Below are 23,534 nucleotides of genomic sequence, written 5' to 3' on the forward strand. Positions count from 1 at the left end.
CGATTTTGAACGCTGCCGTTTTTTGAAACCGCTATGGCTCAGCAACTGAGAAATAGCTGCCTACTTCAGACCATCCCTAGTATCGGAAGTTTGTTGATTTTTCTCATGATGTACAACGTGCGTCTTTCCAATATGACGCTCGATGTTCTGTTGGACCTGGCGGACATGGAGGATGTCGATCCCTCACTTTATTGGATATTCCTTAAAAATAAGCCCGGTCAAAAAGATTCGCCTAAGATCAATGTAATCGACTCAGTCATGTTTACCTCGCCGGAAGCCGTTCACGATTCAACAACACGGCTAATTATTGAACAAGGTCTCGCCCACCACCGCCTCTCCCAACGTACCACCGAGTACATGACCAAAACCGATGGCACTTTCGAACGCACACAAACACTGGCTGACGGCACCGGCCAGCAGCAATTGAAGCTGACCCAGCGTCTGGATTCGAACGGCCGCGTGGTGAACAGCGAGCGTGTCATCGGCGATGAAACGCGCACATACGCTCTGGACCGCGACGCCTTGGGTCGAGTCACCCGGATAACGCGACCTGGCAGCTCCCTGATCGAACGGACCTACTACGGCTTCAGCAACCAGATCTCCGAACTCAAGGTGGGTGGCAAGGTGGTGGTCACCCAGAAAATGGTCAACGATTCCACGTTGCAATCGCGCAAAGTCGGCAGCCGGACCTACACCTTCGATGACGACACAGTGACCCTGCCCGACAAAACGCGTTTACACACGCGAGTCGATGCCGAGGGGGTCCAATGGGGCGCAAGCGACAGCGCCGTGGCCAGCCTGACGCGCAAAGAGGGTGTCACCACCGTGGCGTCGGGCAGCACCGCAAACGACATTTGGAAGCACAGCTTTACCCACCCCAGCCTGCCTGGCCGCATCAAGGAGGCGCAAACCACGCCGCGCGGCGAATCGCAAAGTGCCGAGTGGCGAAGCCTGCGGGGCACCACTGTGGCTACGCTTCGCGGCGACGGCCATTGGCAGCGCGGTTTCGTCGATAACGAAGGACGTGTCCTGCGTACCTGTCAGGAGCATGAGGACGTGGCTTATCGCTACGACACATTGGGTCAACTGCAATCGCGTCAGGTCCAGGCACTGAAGGCCGGCGAGCAATGGCAGGTGCTCAGTGAGCACAATGACTTTGGCCAGGAGGTGGTGCGGACCTTTTTACACAACGGGGCGCCGCGCTTCGAGCAACGCATGACCTGGCGAGGAGATGGTCGCCTGGCGAGCAAGGCGAGTTACGAGGGAGGCCTGCTCAGGTCCAATGAATGTTTCAGCTACGACGAACTCGATCGACTGCAACGCTATACCTGCGATGCCAACGATGCGGCGCATTGTCCTGAAGACGCCGATGGCAAGGCGGTCAAGGCGCAAGTATTCACTTGGGACGCGCTGAACAACCTCGTCAGCTGCGTGACCACCGGCTTCGATGATTCCGTTGTGACCCGCGCGTTCAGCTATGACGACAGCACCGACCCTACGCGCATGACTGCGGTGCAGCGCGGTACCGAGTCCGAAGCCCTGGCCTGGAGCGATAATGGCTACCTCGAGGCCGTTGAAATCCAGGGCCCGAGGTTCGCCTACAACGCCTGCGGCCAACTGAGCAAGGTCAGCGATGCCGACGATGTGCCGCTGGCACGCTATGAGTACGACGGCTATCAACGCTTGGCGGCGCAGTACGTCAATGCGGATGAGAGCATCCGTGAACTGCGCTACGACGGTGATGAGCTGATTGGCGAAGTCTGGTTCGACAAGGACCGCGCCGTTACCCGTCGCACCAGCCTCTCGGCCGGGCTTGCCGAGTATGACGGGGAGCAGGTGCGTTGGCTGATCGACGATCCGCAGGTCGGTGTCGCCGGGCAGGTCAAGGATGGCGAGCTCAGCCTGGCGCCGTTGTTGCCGTTCGGCGAGGGCGCCGTGCTGGACGAGGTGGTCGTCGGCTATAACGGCATGCGCCGCGACCCCGTCACCGGCCAATACCATGCCGGCAATGGCTACCGAAGTTACGACCCGACGCTGTACCGTTACGCTCAGCCGGACTGGCTGGCCCCGGTCGGTGAGGGCGGTCACAACCCCTATCAACACTGCCCGGACCCGATCAACCTGCATGACCCCAGTGGCGCAATCATGCTCAGCCGTTGGGAGCAGAATCTGGTCTTGCAGAACCTCGACCAGGAGCTCCAGGATACCCAGGCCATGGAAGTCGCTGGCAAATGGCGCGGGCTGGCCCTGTCGTTGGTATTGACGGTTGTCGGCGTCGTCGCAACGGTTTTCTCCGGGGGAACGGCTTCCACGTTGCTGATCGGTGCGTTGACGGCGCTGAGTGCCGCTTCGTTCGGGCTGGAGGTGGCTTCGGTGCTGACCGCAGAGTCGAATGCGGAACTGTCCAAGACCCTTGGTATTGCCTCGATGGCCGTGGGTGTATTGTCCGCAGCCTGTTTCATGGGGACGATCAAGGCGGGCAGCAGTCTGCTCAAGCAAACGATCAGTGCGGTCGGCCGTACGGTTCGTCTGATAGGCCGCGGGGCAAAAGCGCTCGGTCGCAGCTTTGTCCGCCTCTTCAAAGGTCAAGGACGCCTCGCCCAGATCTACAAAGCTCAACTGGGCGCCACGCGCCTCCCTTTGCGGATGCGCCTGCGCACGTCCATGCGCAAGGTGAGCAATTACCTTGATGCCCCTGCCGCACCGCTTGAGCCGATGCCCACCTACGACAGAAGTGGGTGGCTCGGTAAGCTGAGAAGCTATTGGGACGGTCCAGCCCCTCTGAACCTGACAGGACGGCCGGCCAGGCTCTACGAGTGGGCCAACCGTTCGCGTCTCGCCTCCGAGGTCAATGCAATCGAAGCGTTGGCAATCGAAGTCAATATTCTGCGAGGAACGGTGGAGTCGTCCGTAGCGTTGGCGCAAGGGGATGATTCTTCATCCATCAGCTCGCGGGCACGCGCCAGCCTTCGCGGCGATAACCCTTACAAGCCGCGTAATGTCAGGCCCCGATACGATCTCTGGGCGGCACTTGGATTAAGCGGCTGAGCCAATTGCCGTTCTCGGACGACGGCAAGTCAGCGGCCATTGCTGTCGGGATATTCACATGGGCCGCATCAACGAAACGACAGGTGATGATCATGAGTCAACTAACAGGGAAAGTGGTAAGGCGAAACCTCGACGGAAGCTTCGGCTGGATCGAATACAAGCCAGAAAACGACGATGATCCTGAGGATAATCAGATTTACTTCATGTGGGATTCTCGCCGCGACGGCGTGCTTCCCGATGTCGATGCAATTGTGACATTCACCAAGGAGTCCGATCCTGATAAGCCGGGTGAGTACATAGCCAGGAACATAAGAGTACAAAAATAGCGTGTGGGTATACCCGGTAGGGATGAATGACTGGTCAGCTATGACGTGGGCCGGTCATCAGCCACATCGTTGTACAGACACGGCGTAGCAGATCATTGAGCAGTTGCAACCGGGGCAGGGCGTGCTGACGCACGTGGGGCATACGCTGCATGCGTGGTTGCTGGAGCATGCGGACGAGTTGCAAGCGCATGTGGTCGTTGCGCGGGAATGCAAGGGTGATTTAGAAGGCGGCCCTTACCCCCCTCAAGCGCGCTTGCCGCCATGGCGGGGCAGGTAATACAACTTCCGATGAACGACTGCCATCGCGGGCAACCGCACTCCTGCAAGTTTGGCCTGCGCCATTATTCTCAAAGCCGAGCAAACTATCAGTGTCGATGGCGCCCGCCTTAAAACAAGCACAGATCTTCAATGCACCTTCACAATCCAGGACTACGCTGATTCTTCCCTGCACATTTCCCGGAGATTGCGTTCCATGTCTATCCTGACCCTCAAAGACGGCACCGAGTTTTTCTATAAGGACTGGGGCACCGGTCAGCCGATCGTCTTCTCCCACGGCTGGCCACTCGACGGCGACGCCTGGGACGCACAGATGCTGTTCCTCGGTCAGAAAGGCTACCGCGTCATCGCTCACGACCGTCGTGGTCACGGTCGTTCGGGCCAGACCTGGGAAGGCAACGACATGGACACCTACGCCGATGACCTGGCGCAGCTGTTCCAGGCGCTGGACCTGAAAGACGTGATCATGATCGGCCACTCCACCGGCGGCGGCGAAGTGGCGCGCTACATCGGCCGTCACGGCACATCCCGGGTCGCCAAGGCCGTGCTCATCGGTGCTGTTCCACCGCTCATGCTGAAAACCGCGGCCAACCCCGAAGGCTTGCCAATCGATGTGTTCGACGGCATTCGCGCAGGCTTCACCGCGGACCGCTCGCAATTCTTCAAGGATCTGGCCGTGCCGTTCTTCGGCTTCAACCGCGAGGGCAGGAAAACCTCCCAGGGCGCCATCGATTCGTTCTGGTCCATTGGCATGCTCGGCAGCGTCAAGGGCGAGTTCGACTGCATCAAGGCGTTCTCGGAAACCGACTTTACCGAAGACCTGAAAAAGATCGACGTCCCGACCCTTATCCTGCACGGCGACGACGACCAGATCGTGCCTATCGTGGCGTCCGGCTACAAAAGTCACGAGTTGGTGAAGAGCTCGACGCTGCACGTGGTCAAGGGCGGGCCACGGCATGTGCACGGTACAGGCGGATGAAATCAACGAGGTGCTGTTGGGATTCATCAAAGGGTAAGGCTCTGCTGTAGCAGGGTCTCAATGCGCGTCGGCGGACGGCGCGCCCGGCGGCACGACCTTGCGCATCAGCGGCACCATGGCCACGGCGAGGATGAAGCAGACCATGATCGCCAGGAACGCATCGGCGTAGGTCTGGGTCTGCGCCTCGCGGTAGGTCAAAAGCCACAACTGATGCAACGCGGAATCACTGGCGTCGGTGGCGTTCTGGCCCAGCGCCGCAAAATTGCCGGTGACCGTGGACAGCCAGTTGTTCATGGCTTCGTTGCTGTAGTTCAGATGCTCGGCCATGTGGGTGAAGTGCAGGTTGGTGCGGTCGTTGAGAATCGTGGCGCAGGCCGCGATGCCAATGGCGCCGCCCAGATTGCGCATCAGATTGAACAGCCCCGACGCCTGTTTCAGCCGTGAAGGGTGCAGGCCGCCGAGGGTCAGGGTGACGGTCGGCGGCACCGCCATCTGTTGCGCGAAACCCCGAACGGCTTGTGGCAGGAGCAGTTCATGGCCGCCCCAGTCGTGGGTGATCGGCGAGAAGTCCCACATCGACAAGGCGAACAGCGCCAGGCCGATCATCATGATCCAGCGCAGATCCACGCGGTTGGCGAGAAAGCCGTACACCGGAATCGCCGCCAGCTGGAACACACCGGTGGAGAAAATCGCCTCACCGATGTCCAGCGCGCTGTAGCCCCGGACTCGGCCGAGAAACAGCGGGGTCAGATAAATCGTGGCGAACAGGCCGATACCGGTGACGAAGGAAAAGAAACAGCCGAGGGCGAAATTGCGATCTTGCAGCGCGCGCAGGTCTACCACCGGGTTGTGCACCGTCAGCGTACGAGTGATGAACGCGATGGCGCACAGGCCGGAAATCCACGCCGTGGTGAGGATGGTCTGGTCGCTGAACCAGTTCCAGCGCGGGCCTTCTTCCAGGGTGTATTCCAGGCACCCGAGAAACAGCGCGAGGAACACCATGCTGATGTAGTCGGCGCCCTTGAGTAGCTTGAGGTCCATCGAATCGATGTTGACCAGAATCGGCACGACGATGGCGACGACAATCCCCGGCACCAGGTTGATGTAGAACAGCCAGTGCCAGGAGGAGACGTCGGTGATCCAGCCGCCGATCACCGGGCCCAGCGTCGGGGCCAGGGAGGCGATGGCACCGATGGTCGACGCCGCGATGACCCGTTGTTTGCCGGTGAAGAACATGAACGCTGAGGTGAACACCATCGGGATCATCGAACCGCCGAGAAAACCTTGCAGAGCACGGAAGGCGATCATGCTCTGGATGTTCCAGGCCAGGCCGCACAGCAGGCTGGCGAGGGTGAAGCCGACGGCGGATGCGCAGAACAGCCAGCGGGTGGAGAGCACCCTGGCCAGCCAGCCGGACAGCGGGATTACCACGATTTCGGCGATCAGATAGCTGGTCTGCACCCACGCGGTTTCGTCGGAACCGGCCGACAGGCCACCGCCAATGTCACGCAGCGAGGCGGAAACGATCTGGATGTCCAGCAGGGCGATGAACATGCCCAGGCACATGCTGGCGAAAGCCAGGACCTTTGCCGCGATGGCCATCGAGGCGGCGTCTACCGGCCCATTCGGCTTTGCTGCAGGTGCGCTGGCGTTGGCGGTGCTCATGGGGCTGTCTTCCCGTCAGCGGCGCTGGCGACTTTGGGTTGCGAGGCGTCGGCGTTGGTGTCGACTTTAGCGATCACCGACAGGCCGGGACGCAGCTTGCCGAGCTTGCCGTCTTCGCCGTCCAGATAGACGCGCACCGGCACCCGCTGCACGATCTTGGTGAAGTTGCCGGTGGCGTTTTCCGGCGGCAAGACGCTGAATTGCGAGCCAGTGGCCGGGGCGAGGCTGTCCAGATGGCCATGGAATACCTGGCCTGGCAACACGTCGGCTTCGATGCTCACCGCCTGTCCGGGGCGCATGCGGGTAAGCTGGTCCTCCTTGAAGTTGGCATCGACCCACAGGCCAGTGGCGGGCACCACCGAAAGCAATTGCGTGCCGGCCGCGGCATAGGCGCCTACCCGTGCTCGACGGTTGCCGATCACGCCGTCGACCGGCGCGCGCAACTCGGTGTAGCCGACGGTGAGCCGGGCCATGTCACGCTCGGCTCTGGCTTGTTCAAGGGCGGCACGAGCCTGTTGTTTCTGGGTCGAGATCACGTCCAGTTGACGCTGGGACGCAAGCATCGAGGCCCGGGCCTTGGCGCCGTTGGCCTGGGCGGTTTTGTAGGTGGCGTCGGCGCGCTGAAAGCTTTCGACGGAAACCGCCGAGCGCCCGGACAACACTTGGTAGCGCACCTGGTCGTCGCGGGAACGCACGGTTTCCGCGTTGGCCGCGTCAATACCGGCCTTGGCCTGACTGATCACGGCGTGTTGCAGTTGCTCGGTGGCGTCCAGATTGGCCAGCAAGGCCTGCTCGGCCGCCACGGCACCGTCGGCCTTGTTGAGTGCCGCGACGTAATCGCGATCGTCGATCTTCACCAGCAGATCACCGGCGTGAACGAATTGGTTGTCGACCACTTTGAGTTCAGTGATATAGCCCGGCACCCTCGGTCCGATCACGGTCACATCGCCGCCGACGTAAGCGTCGTCGGTGGACTCGAGAAAGCGGCCCACGGTCCACCAGTGCAGACCGACAATCACTGCGCCGATCACAATGGCCGCACCGACTGACAACAGAATCAGACGCTTGCCCCGACCAGGTTTCGGCGATGTGGCGGCAGCGGCGGGCTCGGTGACGGTTTGAGGGTTGCTCATCGCGGGTTACCTGTGGTTCTGCAGAGGTTGGGAAGAGGGTGTAGGGAGTGTCTGGCGATAGGCCTCGCGACGGGCACGGCCGTGCTCCAGGCGCCACGCGGACAGGCTGTCGGCGGGGCCTTTGTAGCGAAGGCTGTGCTCGTGAAGGTTGATGCGCTTGCCGGTGTTGCCGTCGGCCAGTACCAGATCGACCGGCTGGCCGCTGGCCTCGTCGCACAGCTCAATGTTCGAAGCGTTGCCCGCGAAGTGCTTGTTGCCCCATTTCATTAGGGTCAACACCACGGGTCGGAAGTCGCGGCCGCGCTCGGTGAGCAGGTAATCGAAGCGCGCAGGCTTATCGCTGTAGGCGCGGCGTTCGACCAGACCGGCCTCGATCAGACCGTTGAGGCGGCGGCTCAGGGTGCTGGGAGCAATGCCCAGGCTTTTCTCGAATTCGTCGAAACGGCTGAGGCCATAGGACAGATCGCGCAGGATCAAAATGTTCCACCAGTCGCCCACGTGTTCCAGGCCGAGCGCAATCGGGCAGGGCATGTGAGCGAAACTTTTCTTTTTCATGGCCGTATCTCCAGAGCAAGGACTGCTTTGAAATTATAACCGTAATATAATGCTGTAGCTTTCATCGTGCAAGTCACTATTATTTCGATAGTGATGGGCGGTGTGTGTGAGATGGCGCCGTGAGTCGCTACACTGGCCGAACCGTGACGGGAGATTGAGATGACTGACGAGTTTTATGTACCCGAAACCCTGACCCGCGCCGAGGTCGATGCGTTGGCCGGCGCCAGCGTGATCGAGTTCGGCACCAACTGGTGCGGTCACTGCAAAGCCGCGCAACCACTGATTGATAAGGTAATTGCCGACTACTCCCAGGTGCGCCGCCTGAAGATCGAGGACGGCAGCGGACGCCGCTTGGGGCGCTCGTTCAACGTGAAGCTATGGCCAACGCTTGTGTTCATGCGTGACGGCCAGGAGGTCGGTCGGCTGGTGCGGCCGACCCGGGTCGGTGATATCGAGGAAGCATTCGAGGGCGTGGTGCGCGAGGGCTGACACCTGGTAGTCCTGCCACCCTTTCAGCAGCACGGCTTGCCGGCGTTGACGCAATGTCAGCGATGAACAACTGAGCTGACACACCGCCAAGCCGGCGAACGCAAACGCCTATTGTCCGGCCAGACACAGGTCAGGCCTTCGCTACCTGCGCACATACGCCGCAACATCGATATCCCGGCGCTCAGAATCGCCTCCCCTCGGCTATACAAACAGACGCGTCTGTGACCGATCATTGGGATGCTGGCATATGCCACTTCCGTAATGGGGCGCTGCGGCTCATAATCGCGCGATCCTACCGTGGTCGTGAGCCAAGCATGAAAACTGTCGACGACACTCTTGTCGAAGCGTCCGTAGAGATGCCACGAAAGAGCCGCAAGAACAATCCGGAAAAAACCCGCGATGGCATCCTTCAGGCTGCCGTCGCCGAGTTCGTTGCCCAGGGCCTTTCCGGCGCCCGGGTCGATGCCATCGCTGAACGCACGCAAACTTCCAAACGGATGATCTATTACTACTTCAACAGCAAGGAACAGCTGTACAGCGAAGTGCTGGAAAAGTTGTACGGCGACATTCGTCACACCGAAAGCAGCCTCAAGCTCGATGTGCTGAAGCCCATGGCGGCGATTCAGCGTCTGGTGGAGTTCACCTTCGATCACCATGATCGAAACATCGACTTCGTACGCATCGTTTGCATCGAGAACATTCACAACGGCGAAAACGTCAAGCAGTCACCCACCATTCGCACCCTCAGCCAGCACGTGTTGCAGGCTCTGGACGAAACACTGCGGCGCGGGGAAAAGGAAGGAGTGTTCCGCCAGGGCGTGCAGGCTGTAGATCTGCACATGCTGATCAACTCGTTCTGTTTCTATCGCGTCTCCAACCGGCACACCTTTTCGGAAATCTTTCAGATCGAGCTGGAAGACCCGCAAGTGAAAGCACGGCACAGGGCGATGGTCAGCGACTCGGTGACGCGTTATCTGCAGCCATGAGTGTTCTGTGAAGCCGCAATAGCAGCAGCCCTCGTCGGCACTGTGGATCTGCGGCCTGCCGCTGCACACCTATGGCAACGCTGCCGCGGATATCCGGGTCGAGCCGTTTTCAGCAAGCACGGAACATCTTGAAACAGCTACTCTAGAGCGCTGCCTGCATGTTCATTCAAGGAATCGCGCCGATGTCGCAACGCCAATCAACGCTGATCGCTCTGCTGGTTGCGGTCACGTTCTTCATGGAAAACCTCGACGCGACGGTGATCGCGACCGCGCTGCCCGAAATGGCCAGGACCTTCAAGGTGGCGGCGGTGGATCTGAACATCGGCATGAGCGCTTACATGCTGGCGATCGCAGCCTTCATACCTATCAGCGGCTGGCTGGCGGATCGGCTGGGTTCGCGGTTGGTGTTCGGCGGCGCCATCGTGCTGTTTACCCTTTCATCGTTGATGTGCGGTATGAGTTCCAGCCTCGATACCTTCGTTGCTGCTCGCGTGTTGCAGGGCGTCAGCGGGGCGATGATGGTCCCGGTCGGACGCCTGGCGGTCATGCGGGCAACCGAGAAGAAGGATCTGGTGCGGGCGATTTCGCTGATCACGTGGCCAGGCCTTGTGGCGCCAATACTGGGCCCGCCGCTGGGTGGGTTTATCGTCACTCATGCCTCGTGGCCGTGGATTTTCTACCTGAACCTGCCCTTGGGGGTACTGGCGCTGATCGCCACCTGGGTGCTGATTCCTCGACGCAACGAAGTCAGCCAGCGTGCTTTCGATTTCGGCGGTTTCGTGCTGGTGGGCCTGGCTTGCACGGCGTTGCTGTACGGCATGGAAATGCTCGGCCAGGGACGCGACAGTCAGTGGCCGGGGCTTCTGGTCACCGGGTTCGGTCTGGTCAGCGCAGCGCTGGCCTGGGCGCACATGCGCCGGCTCGCCCAGCCGTTGATGAACGTCAACGTGATCGGCATCCGCACTTTCAGTGTCAGCCTGTTTGGCGGGTCGCTGTTTCGGATCGCCATCAGCACCTTGCCATTTCTGCTGCCGCTGATGTTTCAGCTGGGGTTTGGCCTCTCGGCGTTCGATTCCGGCCTGCTGGTGCTGGGGGTATTCGCCGGTAACCTGGCGATGAAGCCTTTCACCGGCGCCATCATGCAGCGCTGGGGCTTTCGTTCGGTGCTGATGGTCAACGGGGTGATCGGGGTTGTGGCGATCGCGGCCTGCGCGTTGCTGGACGAGCACATGGGGTGGCCATTTATTCTGCTGATTCTTTTTGTCGGTGGCTTGTCACGTTCGATGCAGTTCACCGCCTTCAACACCCTGGGTTTCGCTGACGTGCCGAAATCGCAGATGAGCGATGCGTCGACCCTGTTCAGCATGTTCTTCCAGCTGAGCATGGGCCTGGGCGTTGCGATCGCGGCTTTGCTGCTACGCGGTTCGATGTACCTGCATGACAACGACGGCCAGGCCCATACCAGCGACTTTCAGCTGACCTTCATTTGGGTGGCGCTGATTGCGCTGCTGGCGTTGCTGGATAACCGGCGTCTGTCGGCGCAGGCGGGGGAGGCGGTGTTGCAGCGCAAGGCGTGAGCGGATGCTGCATACGCCCCTCACTTCGCCGACGTCGGCTATCTCCCCGAATTCGCTGATTACCTGTAGCGGTCGGCTTGCCGGCGGTGACGTTCCTCGGATCGCTGCCGTCGGCAAGCCGGACGGCTAAAGGCCAGAGGTGCCGGAGCGAGTATGCGCCGCAGGATGGTGTGCTTGAGTACTGTCTAAAATCGCCACCGCCTGTGCCTGCTTTGACTATTGCCCATTGCGCCAGCAGAGCGGAGTATTTCGTCACTCAAACAATAAAAGTGTAAGGACGACACAATCATGCAGATCGAAGGCAACGTATTTCTGGTCAGTGGCGGGGCATCCGGTCTGGGCGCAGCCACGGCGCAGATGCTGATCGAGGCGGGCGCGAAGGTCATGTTGGTGGATGTCAACGCACAGGCCCTCGAAACCCAGCTGCAAAACCTGGGTGGCAATGCCAGGGCCAGCGTGGCCGACATCACCGATGAGGCCGCCGCCCAGGCATCGGTGGACAAGGCCTTGAGCGAGTTCGGCCAGGTCAATGGCCTGATCAATTGTGCAGGCATCGTCGGTGCGCAGAAGATCCTCGGCAAGGAGGGCCCCCATCCTCTGGACAGTTTCAGCCGGGTCATCAACGTTAACCTGATCGGCAGCTTCAATCTCCTGCGCCTGGCCGCAGCCGCGATCGCCGAGGGCGCTGCCGATGAGGGCGGTGAACGCGGCGTCATCGTTAATACCGCTTCCGTTGCCGCCTATGATGGCCAGATCGGCCAAGCCGCTTATGCCGCCTCCAAGGGCGCAATCGCCAGCCTGACACTGCCTGCAGCCCGCGAACTGGCACGTTTCGGCATTCGCGTCATGACAATTGCTCCCGGCATTTTCGAGACCCCGATGATGGCCGGCATGACCCCGCAGGTGCGCGAAAGCCTGTCCGCTGGCGTGCCGTTTCCGCCGAGGCTTGGCAAGCCTGACGAATACGCCGCCCTGGTACGCCACATCCTAGAAAACAGCATGCTCAATGGTGAGGTGATCCGTCTCGACGGCGCCCTGCGCATGGCCGCCCGTTAAGCGAGGAGATCCAAGATGTCACTGAATCAACGCCAGCCGAAGCTTGACGACCCAGTGGTGATCGTCAGCGCCGTGCGCACGCCCATGGGCGGCTTTCAGGGTGAGCTCAAGAGCCTGACCGCGCCCCAGCTTGGCTCTGCCGCCATTCGCGCCGCTGTCGAGCGCGCGGGTATTGCGCCAAGTGATGTCGAGCAGGTGCTGTTCGGTTGCGTACTGCCCGCCGGGCTCGGGCAGGCCCCGGCGCGTCAGGCGGCTCTGAATGCCGGCCTCGGCGATGCCACGCTGTGCACTACGCTCAACAAGATGTGCGGTTCCGGGATGCAGGCGGCGATCATGGCCCACGATCTTTTGCTCGCCGGCAGCGCCGATGTGGTGGTCGCGGGCGGCATGGAGAGCATGTCCAACGCTCCGTATCTGTTGGATCGCGCCCGCAGCGGCTATCGCATGGGCCATGGGCAGATCATCGACCATATGTTCTCTGACGGGCTGGAAGACGCCTACGAACGCGGTCGACTGATGGGCACGTTCGCCGAGGATTGCGCGTCGCTCGAAGGCTTCAGTCGCGAGGCTCAGGATGCCTTCGCTATCGCCTCGTTGACCCGCGCCCAGGAAGCCATGCAGCACGGGCGTTTCGAAGCCGAGATCGTTGCGCTACAAGTCACCGCCGGCAAAGAGCAGAAAACCATTAGCCAGGATGAGCAGCCGCCCAAGGCTCGCCTGGACAAGATTCCCCAGCTCAAACCCGCTTTTCGCGATGGGGGCACGGTGACGGCGGCCAACTCCAGTTCGATCTCCGACGGCGCGGCGGCATTGATTCTGATGCGTCAGTCCGAAGCCGAGCGGCGAGGGCTCGAGCCGGTCGCGGTGATCCGCGGTCATGCTGCTTACGCCAATCAGCCGGGACTGTTTCCTACGGCACCGATCGGTGCCATCGAGAGGCTGATGCGCAAGACCGGGTGGTCGCTGGACGATGTTGATCTGTTCGAGATTAATGAAGCATTCGCCGTCGTCGCGCTGGTCACTATGAGCAGGCTCGAATTGCCACATGAGAAAGTCAACGTGAATGGCGGCGCCTGCGCCCTTGGACACCCCATCGGTGCGTCGGGAGCGCGGATCCTCGTCACGTTGATCTCGGCGCTCAAACAGAGAGGGTTACAGCGCGGCGTGGCGGCGATCTGTATCGGCGGTGGCGAGGCGACAGCTGTCGCGCTGGAAATACGCTAAAAATCAATAAGTTAAGAGCCTATGTTAAAGCGGGTTGATGTTATTTCTAACTTGCCTTGAAGAGTTAATAAGGATGAATATCAATGAGTTATGAAACTATTCTCAAAGAAGTAAGAGGTCGCGTGGCGTTGATTACGCTCAACCGACCGCATGCCCTGAATGCCTTGAACTCACAGCTGATCAACGAGCTCAACCAGGCGCTCGATGAGCTGGAGCGCGACCGGGACATTGGCTGTATCGTCCTCACAGGATCGGCCAAAGCGTTCGCCGCAGGCGCCGACATCAAGGAAATGGCCGAACTGACCTATCCGCAGATCTACCTCGATGACCACTTCAGCGACAGTGACCGAGTGGCCAATCGTCGCAAGCCGATCATTGCCGCAGTCTCCGGGTTTGCCTTGGGCGGTGGGTGCGAGCTGGCGCTGATGTGCGACTTCATCCTGGCCGCCGATAACGCCAAATTCGGCCAGCCGGAAATCAAGCTCGGCGTCTTGCCTGGCATGGGTGGCACCCAGCGCCTGACGCGCGCCGTCGGCAAGGCCAAGGCCATGGAGATGTGCCTGACCGGGCGCATGATCGATGCCGCGGAAGCCGAACGCTCCGGCCTGGTGGCGCGCATCGTGCCTCAGGAACAGTTGCTCGAAGAAGCATTGAAAGTTGCTGAAGGCATCGCTGCCAAGTCATTGCCGGTGGCTATGATGGTCAAGGAAAGCGTGAATCGGGCCTTTGAAGTCAGCCTTTCGGAAGGTATTCGCTTCGAGCGGCGGGTGTTCCACGCAGCGTTTGCCAGTGAGGATCAGAAAGAAGGCATGGCGGCGTTCATCGAGAAACGCGAGCCGACCTTCAAGCACCGCTGAGGCGTACGGTTGCCGCTAATCGGCGTCGTCCGCTGTGGCAAAGGGTGTGTAATGAATGCCTTGTTCGCTGATCTGCAGGCAGGCGCGCCCGCTGCGCAGGGTCAGTGGCCTGTCACTGTCGATGCGCAGCTGCTTGTCTTCACGTCCCGCCGTTACCGGGGTGAGTTCTTCATCACACCTGTGCCCGCTGGCCAATATCCCTGGCGGCCCGGTTGTGTCGCGGGCCGTGCCCAGCGCGCCGCAGATCAGCGGTTGATCGGGATCGCCCTCGAAAAACCTGATCTGCAGCCGCGTTCCGACCGATTGCTTCTCAAGCCCGCTGACGACCCGCGCCCAACTGTCGTCAGTGCCGCCGGGTGCGTCGGCCTGCCAGTCATAGCGAATGCGCAGGCGCCCTGACGCATCGGCCTGCTCCTGGACCTGCGTGGCCAGCTCAGTGGTGCCAGCCAGCGGCTTTGGATGTTCAAGCGCGGGGCGAAACGGCATCGCCCAGGGCAGCACCCGAAAGCTGTTTTCGTAGCCGGCCAGCGCGGGCTTGTCGTGACCCGTCCTTGGCCGCAGCAGTCTGGCGATCCCCATGCCCGAATCGTTCATCGAGGCCATCGCCTGCAGAATCTGGATCACGTCGTTGGAGGCGCAGCCGCGCAATGGTCCGAGCTGCCAGGCACAATGGCAAATGTCGGTCAGTAGCCACTGATCGTTGAAATACGCATCGGGATGCCCATCGACGCGCATCACCAGGCCGCCGCGCAGCCACGGCAGGCGGCTACGGCCCATGATTTCCCTGCGCTCACAGCGCAAACGCTCCAGTTGGCGTGCGCTGAGTTGCTGACGCTGGCCAGCAGCGGCGGAATCGCCGGCCGGGCTGTAAGGCACCTGATTGTCAGCGTCGTATGCCTGCCGGGCTGGCGCGGAGCCTTGCGGGCTGTAGTGCTCGCCAGCATGGCTGCTGTAGCTGGTGCGCACCGACAACTGCTCGGCGAGATGGTCGACGCGGGCCGGCGTCAGCCATTCCGGGAAGCCCAGAGGGTCGTCTGAAAACACCAGGACGTGCCGCTGAAGGTGGTGCTCGAAGCGGAAGCTGATGCCTTCTTCTTCACACAGACGACGCAGAAAATGCAGATCGCTCTCGTCGTACTGCAGGCAGTGCTCCCTGGGCGGGTAGACACCGAGCAAATGGTCGAAGCGCAATGCATCTTCGGTCATTCCGTGGCCATATAGCAGCAGGGCGAGGATCTGGGGAACGCTTTGTCCGTTGAATGCGCGCCGCCGGGCTGGCCCGTCCAGCCGCTGCAGGCCCGGCATGAGACGCAGGCGATAGAGGCTCAGATTCGGACCTCGGTACAGCCGTTCCGCGCGATGGATTTGACCATGCAGCCCGTGCACGAGGGGCGTTTGTGCCCCGATTTGCAGCCAGGCATCGCGCAATAGCAGCGAGTTGCAATCCAGGACCGGGTCGGAGCTGACCAGGTCGATGTCGAAACAGAACGGCGCATTGAGCCGGTCACGGCCGTTGACACCGATGACCAGCAGATCGCTTGGGTTATTGGCAATCGCCAGAGTCATTGTCACCTGCGAGTCTTCGCGCATCTGCTGGGGCACCTGAAATTTCGAGGCGCAGAGGGTACGAAAAGCTACAAGGCAAAAGGGCCAGTTCTGAATTTTCGGAATCGGACTACAAGGTTTGTCTCACTATCCTGAGCGTTGTGTAGACGCTTTCCGCGAAACTTATCGCCACTCCTTTGATCGACAGCGCCACTTCAGGGGTTTCATCTGACGCCAGCGCGTATAAAATGCGCCGGGCGCCAGGGTTCTGTCCGGCGTGTCATCGTTCACCATTTTCAGCATTTATCGTCGCAGGTTCAGCGCGCCACGCCGGGCCGGCATCGACGGTTTATCGCCATCGGAACAAGAGAGCAATCATGGGCGCACAGTGGAAGGTCAAACACAAAGAAGCAGCAGCCAACGCCAAGGGCAAGATTTTCGGCAAGCTGTCCAAGGAAATCATGATTGCCGCGCGTTCCGGCGCTGATCCCGACATGAACTCGCGTCTGCGTCTGGTGGTCGAGCAGGCGAAAAAGGCGTCGATGCCCCGTGAAACCCTGGAACGGGCGATCAAGAAGGGCGCGGGCCTGCTGGGCGAGCAGGTCAACTACCATTTCGTCACTTACGAAGGTTTTGCCCCGCACAAGGTGCCGCTGATCGTCGAGTGCCTGACCGACAACGTCAACCGCACCGTTGCCGAGATTCGCGTGCTGTTCCGCAAGGGGCAAATGGGCGCAGCCGGTTCGATCACTTGGGACTTCGACCACCTGGGCATGATCGAGGCCGCAGGCGACGGCAATACCGACCCTGAAGAAGCCGCCATCGAAGCCGGCGCCCAGGACGTCGAAGCGGGCGACGAGGGCGTGACCCTGTTCTACACCGAAACCACCGATCTGGATGCCGTGTGCAAGGCGCTGCCCGAGCAAGGCTTTACCGTTGAGTCGGCCAAGCTTGGCTATCGCCCGAAAAACCCGGTGTCGGGCCTGAGCGACGAGCAGATGGCCGAAGTCGAAGCGTTCCTGGAAGCGATCGACAGCCATGACGACGTGCAGAACGTGTATGTGGGGCTGGCAGGGTAAGGATTATTCTGCCGCGCTGCTCCCAGTTCCTGCGGGGTGCCGGGAGTTTGCATACACGCTCACCTTGGAGTAGTCCGGCTTGCCAGCGGCAGCGATCTCAAAGACGCCGCCGTCGGCAAGCAATGCCGCTACAGACTACTCAGCGCTCGCTCCACTGCGGCGAAACTCGGGCGACACATCACGTCCGGCTGCACACACTGCTGCTGCAACCCACGCAGTTCTGCCGTTTCGCCGTCGCTGGCATCGCAGCAGGCAAGCAACTCGCCGAGCAGAATCCCCAGGGCTCGCACTTCGATACGTTCCAGTGTTCGCCCGGTTTGTACATCAGGGTAAAACGCAGCCGCCCCGAAATCCCCCAACAAGCTCTCGCCGTTCTCTTCAAAGAGAATGTTGTGCGCATAGAGGTCGCCGTGGTTGATGCCTCGGTCGTGCAAGTGGCGGCAGGCCGAAGCGATGCCGGTCGCCATGCGCAGCACGGTATCGAAGCGCAGGCGCGTGCCGTCGTAGACGTCGCGGGTGCAGGATTCCAGGCTTGGCGGGCGAGCCAGCGTGGCGAAGCGGGGTGAGATCAGTTGCATGACCAGACCCCTGGCTTGTTGCGGGTGTCCGAACACTTCGCCTTCGACTGGAATCAGGTGCGGGTGCCGCCCGGCCGCGATACACGCCGCCATCTCGTTCAATGGCGAGCCATCGCTGGTCAGATCGCCCTTGTAGAGCTTGACCGCCACCTCTTCAGTCGACCCGGCACCGTCCAACCATTGGGCCCTTTGAATGATCCCGGACGCGCCTTCGCCCAAGACCTGATGCAGGGTCAGTTGCGACCAGGGGATCTGGCGGATTGGTTCTTCGGTATGGATGTCATTCAGCGGATTGCCCGCAAACGCGAGCCAGGCCAATGCAGGCATCTGCAGCAGCCATTGCGGCAGCTGGCGAAAATTATTGGAGGCAATGCGCACCAGTTCAAGTCGCTGGCAGGCTGCGATGGACGGCGGCAGACCGTGCAGACGATTGCCGGCCAACATCAGCTTTTGCAGGTGCTCGAATTGACCCAGCTCCTCAGGCAGCGACTCGATGCAGTTATCGGTCAGCACCAGCGAACGCAGGCGCGGCGGCAGCGAGCGGGGCGGCACTTGCGAGATCCGGCAGGCCTTGAAACCGACGAAAAACAGCTGTTCGCACTGCCCCAAGGCCTCGGGCAATCGGGTAAACAGGTTGTTGGAGCAGAAGAGGACCTTCAGATGCTTGAGCCGATGCAGGTCGGCTGGCAGCTCGGTCAGTCGGTTGTCGGACAGGTTCAACACTTCCAGCGAATCGCTGAGGCTGAAAATCTCGTCGGGAAAAGCCGTGAGGCCGCAGCTGAGGTCCAGCCGTTTGCTGCCCGCCAGCTTGCCGGCGCGCAGGTCTGCGAGAGTGTGCATGGGGAAGAGAGGCCCGTGGTCCAAGGCCCGTCATCATAACCACTTCGTGGGCGCTGCGCTCAACCCAGGCAGCGGTCGAGCAACTGATGCATGCGTTCGAGTGTGGGCGCCGATTCGGCGTAGAGAATCCGGTACACCATGGGCGCAACGACCGCGTCCACCAGTTCATCGGCCGAAGGGCTGCGTTCGCCGCGCTGCTGGGCCCGGTCGATGATAATCTGCAGCTGGTCGCGGACGATGTTCAGGCACTTGCCCGAGCACAGGGTGGCGCTGCTGGCGACCACGTCGCGCATCATTTCGCGGCCGGGCGCCGAGTTGGTTTCCTCCAGATAGACTTCGACCCAGGTGCGCAGATCCTCACGCAGGCTGCCGCAATCCACTGGTTCGTCCGGGCGCAGACGCTCCACGGCGGCATCGGCGAGCAGCGAGGTGAGGTCGCCCCAGCGCCGGTAAATGGTCGACGGCGTGACCCCGGCACGGGCAGCGATCATCGGCACGCTGAGCGCCGAACGCTCCTGCTCCTGAAGCAGATCGCGCACGGCTGCGTGGATCGATGTCTGCACCCGGGCGCTGCGCCCGCCAGTACGAATGCCTTCTTTGATAGCCATGGATCGGACCTTAACACAAAGTATTTGCTTTAAGCAGATTCTGCTCGCACACTCTCTAACGCTAATTAGTGGCTTTTGTGGTGTGCTTTGTCGGGAGAGTGTACTCGTGTCTGATTCGTTGCAGAACCCGCAAGTCGATGGTCGGAGCGGGGGGCACCTGGGGTATCTCGCTTTTGTCATGCTGTGTTTCTTCGCAGCCTCCAGTGCGCCGACGCCGCTTTACCATGTGTATCAACAGGCGTGGGGTTTTTCCTCGGCGCTGCTGACGATGATTTTCGCCGTTTATGCGTTGAGCCTGCTGGCCACCCTGCTGGTGTTCGGCTCACTGTCGGATTATCTGGGGCGCCGACCGGTGATATTCGTAGCGCTGCTGTTGGAGATCCTTTCGCTGCTGCTGTTCATCGGCGCCAGCGATGTCAGCTGGCTGATTGGCGCGCGCATGCTGCAGGGCGTCGCGACCGGGATTGCCACCAGTGCCCTGGGCGCGGCGATGCTCGATACCGATCAGAACCAGGGACCGCTGATCAACAGCATTACCCCGATGTTCGGCATGGCCCTGGGAGCGTTCGGCACCGCCGCGCTTGTGGAATACGCACCGTTGCCCCTGCTCCTGGCCTACATCCTTCTGCTGGCCGCCTTCGTTGGGCAGTTGTTGTATCTGTGGCGTGTGCAGGAAACCGTAACGCCTCAGCCCGGCGTGTTGAGCACCTTGAGGCCCAGGTTATACGTGCCTCAACGTGCGCGCAGCACCCTGTTACTGGTGTTGCCGGCGGACATCGCCGCTTGGGCCCTGGGCGGGTTCTACCTGTCTCTTGCGCCCTCGCTACTGGCTGCGGCGACTGGCTCGAAGTCGGCGCTCAATGGTGGTCTGGCGGTGGCGGCACTGACCATCAGCGGCGCAATTTCGATCATGAACCTGCGCCTGAGGTCGCCTCAACTGGCTTTACTGGTCGGTTGCAGCTTCCTGGCGATGGGCGTGTCGGTGGTTCTGCTGGCGGTCAATCTGGGCTGGCTGTGGTTGTTCTTTACAGGAACCGTGGTGGCGGGAGTCGGTTTCGGCGCCAGCTTCCTCGGTGCGCTGCGCCTGCTGCTGCCCCTGGCCCACGCCCACGAGAGGGCGGGCTTGATGTCCACCTTTCTGGCGCTCAGTTACCTCGCGTTTTGCATACCTGCACTGGTGGCGGGGCTGGCGATCAAGACAGAAGGGCTGATCGTGACCACCAACGTTTACGGTGCGGTGGTCGTGGGGCTGGCGTTACTTGCGCTGGGCGGATTGCTGTTTCAGCGCGCCGCGCGAATCAAAGCGGCCTGATACCTGTGGCAGGCGCTTGCGCTTCTGCTAATTTCATTCCTGTGTGCTTGCCCTCATAAAAACAATCACAGGGATCCACTGATGAATGACAGGAAAGGTGCGCCCGCCAGCGCGCATTATGCGGACCATCATCGGCAATCCATCGCTGATCCCGAGAGCTACTGGACCGAGCAGGCGCGGCAGGTGGCCTGGTACCGCGCGCCGCAGCAAGCGCTGCAATCCATGCCCGATGGCACCCACCGCTGGTTCGCCGACGGGCAGCTCAACAGTTGTTACCTTGCGCTGGATCACCCGATCGAACTCGGTCGTGGTGAGCAGTTGGCACTGATCTACGACTCGCCCGTCGCTGACTGCAAATCCAGCTACACCTTCAACCAATTGCGCGACGAGGTTGCGCGGCTGGCGGGATTATTGCGCAAGCTGGGTGTGGAGAAGGGCGACGGTGTCATCATCTATATGCCGATGATTCCCCAGGCTGCCATGGCAATGTTGGCCTGTGCGCGGATTGGCGCCATGCACTCGGTGGTCTTTGGCGGTTTCGCACCCCACGAACTGGCGTTGCGTATCGATGATCTGAAGCCGAAGTTGCTGCTCACGGCCTCCTGCGGACTGGAGTTCGAGCGGATCATCCCCTACAAACCGTTGGTGGACAAAGCCCTGGAATTGACGACGTTCAAACCGGATCATGTACTGCTCTGGCAGCGTCCGCAATCGCTGGCGCACATGCACGGGCCACGCGATCTGGATTGGGAAACCGCGCTGGATGGCGTCGAACCGGTCGAGCCGGTGCCGGTCTCCAGCCTCGATCCGCTGTACATCCTTTATACCTCCGGCACCACCGGCAAACCCAAGGGTATCGTTCGCGAGAACGGCGGCCATGCGGTGGCAATGCTCTACACCATGAGGCAGGTTTATGGCATGTGCGCCGGGGAAATCTGGTGGGGGGTTTCTGACGTCGGTTGGGTGGTCGGGCACACATTGATCGTCTACGCACCGCTGATGGCCGGCTGCACCACGGTGTTCTATGAAGGCAAGCCGATCCGCACACCCGATGCCGGGGCCTACTGGCGAATCATCGAGGAGTACCGGGTCAACGCACTGTTTTGCGCGCCGACCGCCATGCGTGCGATTCGCAAGGAAGACCCCCGCGGACAGTTGCTCGAAGGGCGTGACTTGAGTTCGATCCGGCAGCTGTTTCTGGCCGGTGAAAAGCTCGACTCCAGCACCCATCAATGGCTTGAGATGCTGACTGGCAAACCTGTGCTCGATCACTGGTGGCAGACCGAAACCGGCTGGCCCGTCACCGCACCTTGTCTGGGCCTGGAAGGGCATGAACCGGCGCCAGGCTCCAGCAATCGGGCGGTTCCGGGGTTCGCCGTCCGGGTAATGGATGAGGAAGGGCATCTGCTCGGACCGGGCGAGCCGGGGTCGATCGTGATCACCTTGCCGCTGCCGCCGGGCTGCAGTCAGACACTGTGGGGCGATCATTCGCGGTTTCTGCAGGCGTATCTGCAGACCTTTCCTGGTTACTACAACACTGGCGACGGCGGTTACATCGATGACAACGGCTTCGTTTACATCATGGGCCGCACGGACGATGTGATTAACGTCTCTGGCCATCGCCTGTCCACTGGCGAAATGGAGGACCTGGTCGGGCAGCACCCGGCAGTGGCGGAAAGTGCGGTGATCGGCGTACATGACGAGATCAAGGGGCAGGTGCCGTTGGCGCTGGTGGTGCTCAACGATGGCGTCGAGGAGGGCGCCGGGCAGGTCCAGCGGGAGTTGATCGCGCTGGTGCGCGAGCGAATCGGCGCGCTGGCCTGTTTCAATCGCGTGGTGGTGGTCAAGCGTTTGCCGAAAACCCGTTCCGGCAAGACCTTGCGCGCCGTGCTGCGCAAAATCGCCGATGGCGAGGCTTACACCACTCCCGCGACCATCGACGATCCGGCGATTCTTCAGGAAATCGCCACCGCGCTGGGCTGAGCCCGCCGCTGTGGGAGGTGGAGCGCCGTAGCAGTCCTGCTTGCCGGCGATGGCATATTGAAGGGCGCTACCGCTGGCAAACCAGGCTGCCAGGGCATCAAATCGGTTGCTTCAAAGCCTGACGTGCCGCCTGCGCCGCCGGATCGTCTGCCGGGCTGACCACGGCGTAGTTGTAACCCCCACCCGACCAGTAGTTCGCCTGCAGTTCACCATCGCGCCGCGTGCCGGATGACAGCAAATGGTTGTTGGCACCCGGCGGGCGGATGTAGAAGCTCAGGGTCCTGCCTTGGGTATCCTTGTACACCACCATCGCTGCGGCGCCCTGCTCGGTGCTGGTCAGACGCGCGCTCACCGGTTTGAATCCCGCCGATTCCAGATCAGGCGCACGATTGGCCTGGGCGAAATTCTGGTCAAGCCAGACCTGCACGTCGTTCGGCTTGGCGCTGTTCCAATCGCTGGCCATGTTGTCATTGACCGCAAACATCCGGTAAGCCTGTACGGCGTCGGCCATGGGCAGAACGCCGCTGATCATGGTCAGTTCCCGCGCCTGCCAGCCACTCAGGCCACCAATACCGACGGCAATCAGCAGCGCCGCCGCCGTCGCGAAATGCCGGGAGCGGTTACGACGCAACCGCTGGCGAATGAACGCCGGGTCCAGCTCGGGGTTCAGCGGCCGGTGCAGCTCGCCACTGAGGCCTGCGCGCAGGTTCTGCGCATCCCGCTGCCAGGCCAGCACTTGTTTCGCCCGTTCGGGATGGGCCGCGAGCCAGGTTTCCAGGGTCTGCCGATCGGCGTCGTTGAGCAGACCGTCGACGTAGGCGTGCAAGTCACGTTCACTGGGGGGCAAAGTGATCATTTCAGTATCCGCAGGGCAGGGGTGGTGATTTCGCCTTCGCTGAGCAGGCGCAGGGCCTGACGCGCGCGCGACAAGCGGGACATGACAGTTCCCACGGGGACATCGAGGATTTGAGCCACTTCGTTGTAACTCAAGCCTTCGACCGAGACCCAGAGTAATAAAGCGCGTTGTTCGGTATTCAGACGCTCGAACGCCTGCAAGGTGGTTTGCGCGACCACCGTGCGCTCCACGGAAGGCTGGTAATGATCCTCCTTGCCGCCGGTAAACAGTTCCAGCATGCGGCTATACCGCCGCGAGCGTCGTTGCGCGTCGAGAAATTGCCTATAAAGAATGGCGAATAACCAGGCGCGCAGGTCGCCCTCTGGTCGCTTGCCGCTCCACGCGGACAGGGCTTTTTCCAGGCTTGATTGGACCAGATCGTCGGCGCTGCTGGCGTTACGAGTCAGCGACACCGCGAATCGACGCATTCGCGGCAGTAATTCTCGTAGTTGATCGTCGACATCATTCATGGGTGGCTTCCGGGTCGATCAGCGGTATGGCTCGGATCGTAGACCTGCCAGAC

General features: G+C 61.2%; 19 protein-coding genes and 1 pseudogene. 12 read left to right on the plus strand and 8 right to left on the minus strand.

Features of this window, described 5'->3' with window-relative positions; translation table 11 throughout:
* Positions 1 to 357: 357 nt before the first annotated feature.
* From CE491_RS23040 to CE491_RS23050, 3 genes and pseudogenes are all read left to right on the plus strand, one after another.
* Positions 358 to 3,048, plus strand: a complete 2,691-nt coding sequence (locus CE491_RS23040) for an RHS repeat-associated core domain-containing protein (protein ID WP_199885221.1) — start codon at positions 358 to 360, stop codon at positions 3,046 to 3,048.
* Between the two features lie 92 nt (positions 3,049 to 3,140).
* Complete coding sequence (locus CE491_RS23045; RefSeq protein WP_199885222.1) at positions 3,141 to 3,374, plus strand: hypothetical protein; 234 nt, start codon at positions 3,141 to 3,143, stop codon at positions 3,372 to 3,374.
* 472 nt (positions 3,375 to 3,846) lie between these two features.
* Positions 3,847 to 4,666, plus strand: a pseudogene (locus CE491_RS23050) (alpha/beta fold hydrolase).
* A gap of 20 nt (positions 4,667 to 4,686) precedes the next feature.
* Here the strand turns inward: CE491_RS23050 and CE491_RS23055 are convergent.
* Genes CE491_RS23055 through CE491_RS23065 form a run of 3 tightly spaced genes read right to left on the minus strand, consistent with a single transcriptional unit; the run spans position 4,687 to position 7,982 of the window.
* On the minus strand, positions 4,687 to 6,294 hold the full coding sequence (locus CE491_RS23055; RefSeq protein ID WP_110950647.1) for a DHA2 family efflux MFS transporter permease subunit: 1,608 nt from the start codon (positions 6,292 to 6,294) through the stop codon (positions 4,687 to 4,689).
* The gene (locus CE491_RS23060; RefSeq protein WP_110950648.1) at positions 6,291 to 7,427 is read right to left on the minus strand and encodes an HlyD family secretion protein; all 1,137 of its coding nucleotides are present in this window, start codon (positions 7,425 to 7,427) and stop codon (positions 6,291 to 6,293) included. Before CE491_RS23060 ends, CE491_RS23055 begins: the two co-directional genes overlap by 4 nt.
* Positions 7,428 to 7,433: 6 nt before the next feature.
* A complete protein-coding gene (locus CE491_RS23065; RefSeq protein WP_110950649.1) occupies positions 7,434 to 7,982 on the minus strand; it encodes a winged helix-turn-helix transcriptional regulator in 549 nt (182 codons plus the stop codon).
* Positions 7,983 to 8,141: 159 nt separating this feature from the next.
* Between CE491_RS23065 and CE491_RS23070 the strand changes: the two genes are divergently transcribed.
* From CE491_RS23070 to CE491_RS23095, 6 genes are all read left to right on the plus strand, one after another.
* Positions 8,142 to 8,471, plus strand: coding sequence for a thioredoxin family protein (locus CE491_RS23070; protein WP_110950650.1), 330 nt, complete (start codon positions 8,142 to 8,144; stop codon positions 8,469 to 8,471).
* A 314-nt stretch (positions 8,472 to 8,785) separates the two neighbouring features.
* A complete protein-coding gene (locus tag CE491_RS23075) occupies positions 8,786 to 9,457 on the plus strand; it encodes a TetR/AcrR family transcriptional regulator (RefSeq protein WP_110950651.1) in 672 nt (223 codons plus the stop codon).
* A gap of 182 nt (positions 9,458 to 9,639) precedes the next feature.
* Entirely contained in the window at positions 9,640 to 11,034 is a 1,395-nt protein-coding gene (locus CE491_RS23080) for a DHA2 family efflux MFS transporter permease subunit (RefSeq protein WP_110950652.1), read from the plus strand.
* Positions 11,035 to 11,322: 288 nt separating this feature from the next.
* The gene (locus CE491_RS23085) at positions 11,323 to 12,090 is read left to right on the plus strand and encodes an SDR family NAD(P)-dependent oxidoreductase (RefSeq protein WP_110950653.1); all 768 of its coding nucleotides are present in this window, start codon (positions 11,323 to 11,325) and stop codon (positions 12,088 to 12,090) included.
* A 15-nt stretch (positions 12,091 to 12,105) separates the two neighbouring features.
* Positions 12,106 to 13,314 carry an acetyl-CoA C-acyltransferase gene (locus CE491_RS23090; RefSeq protein WP_110950654.1) on the plus strand — a complete coding sequence of 403 codons (1,209 nt, stop codon included), beginning with the start codon at positions 12,106 to 12,108 and terminating at the stop codon, positions 13,312 to 13,314.
* Positions 13,315 to 13,397: 83 nt separating this feature from the next.
* Positions 13,398 to 14,171, plus strand: a complete 774-nt coding sequence (locus CE491_RS23095) for an enoyl-CoA hydratase (protein ID WP_110950655.1) — start codon at positions 13,398 to 13,400, stop codon at positions 14,169 to 14,171.
* Between the two features lie 15 nt (positions 14,172 to 14,186).
* Here the strand turns inward: CE491_RS23095 and CE491_RS23100 are convergent, their stop codons facing one another.
* A complete protein-coding gene (locus tag CE491_RS23100; protein ID WP_110950656.1) occupies positions 14,187 to 15,761 on the minus strand; it encodes a type VI secretion system Vgr family protein in 1,575 nt (524 codons plus the stop codon).
* Positions 15,762 to 16,093: 332 nt separating this feature from the next.
* On the opposite strand from CE491_RS23100, the gene CE491_RS23105 reads away from it, so the two are divergent.
* Positions 16,094 to 16,795: a YebC/PmpR family DNA-binding transcriptional regulator gene (locus CE491_RS23105; protein WP_110950657.1), complete on the plus strand. Its 702-nt coding sequence runs from the start codon at positions 16,094 to 16,096 to the stop codon at positions 16,793 to 16,795.
* Between the two features lie 128 nt (positions 16,796 to 16,923).
* Here CE491_RS23105 and CE491_RS23110 read toward each other — a convergent pair whose 3' ends face one another.
* Together CE491_RS23110 and CE491_RS23115 are read right to left on the minus strand one after the other, a co-directional pair.
* Complete coding sequence (locus tag CE491_RS23110) at positions 16,924 to 18,213, minus strand: leucine-rich repeat-containing protein kinase family protein (RefSeq protein WP_110950658.1); 1,290 nt, start codon at positions 18,211 to 18,213, stop codon at positions 16,924 to 16,926.
* A gap of 59 nt (positions 18,214 to 18,272) precedes the next feature.
* Complete coding sequence (locus CE491_RS23115) at positions 18,273 to 18,821, minus strand: TetR/AcrR family transcriptional regulator (protein ID WP_110950659.1); 549 nt, start codon at positions 18,819 to 18,821, stop codon at positions 18,273 to 18,275.
* Positions 18,822 to 18,927: 106 nt separating this feature from the next.
* Between CE491_RS23115 and CE491_RS23120 the strand changes: the two genes are divergently transcribed.
* Together CE491_RS23120 and CE491_RS23125 are read left to right on the plus strand one after the other, a co-directional pair.
* Positions 18,928 to 20,133 carry an MFS transporter gene (locus CE491_RS23120; protein WP_234407661.1) on the plus strand — a complete coding sequence of 402 codons (1,206 nt, stop codon included), beginning with the start codon at positions 18,928 to 18,930 and terminating at the stop codon, positions 20,131 to 20,133.
* An 81-nt stretch (positions 20,134 to 20,214) separates the two neighbouring features.
* Positions 20,215 to 22,116: a propionyl-CoA synthetase gene (locus tag CE491_RS23125; RefSeq protein ID WP_110950661.1), complete on the plus strand. Its 1,902-nt coding sequence runs from the start codon at positions 20,215 to 20,217 to the stop codon at positions 22,114 to 22,116.
* A 97-nt stretch (positions 22,117 to 22,213) separates the two neighbouring features.
* On the opposite strand, the gene CE491_RS23130 is transcribed toward CE491_RS23125, so the two are convergent.
* Both CE491_RS23130 and CE491_RS23135 read right to left on the minus strand, forming a co-directional pair.
* Positions 22,214 to 22,972, minus strand: a complete 759-nt coding sequence (locus CE491_RS23130) for an anti-sigma factor family protein (protein ID WP_110950662.1) — start codon at positions 22,970 to 22,972, stop codon at positions 22,214 to 22,216.
* On the minus strand, positions 22,969 to 23,481 hold the full coding sequence (locus tag CE491_RS23135; RefSeq protein ID WP_110950663.1) for a sigma-70 family RNA polymerase sigma factor: 513 nt from the start codon (positions 23,479 to 23,481) through the stop codon (positions 22,969 to 22,971). Before CE491_RS23135 ends, CE491_RS23130 begins: the two co-directional genes overlap by 4 nt.
* Positions 23,482 to 23,534: the final 53 nt, after the last annotated feature.

The organism is Pseudomonas bohemica (assembly GCF_002934685.1).
Classification (GTDB): domain Bacteria; phylum Pseudomonadota; class Gammaproteobacteria; order Pseudomonadales; family Pseudomonadaceae; genus Aquipseudomonas; species Aquipseudomonas bohemica.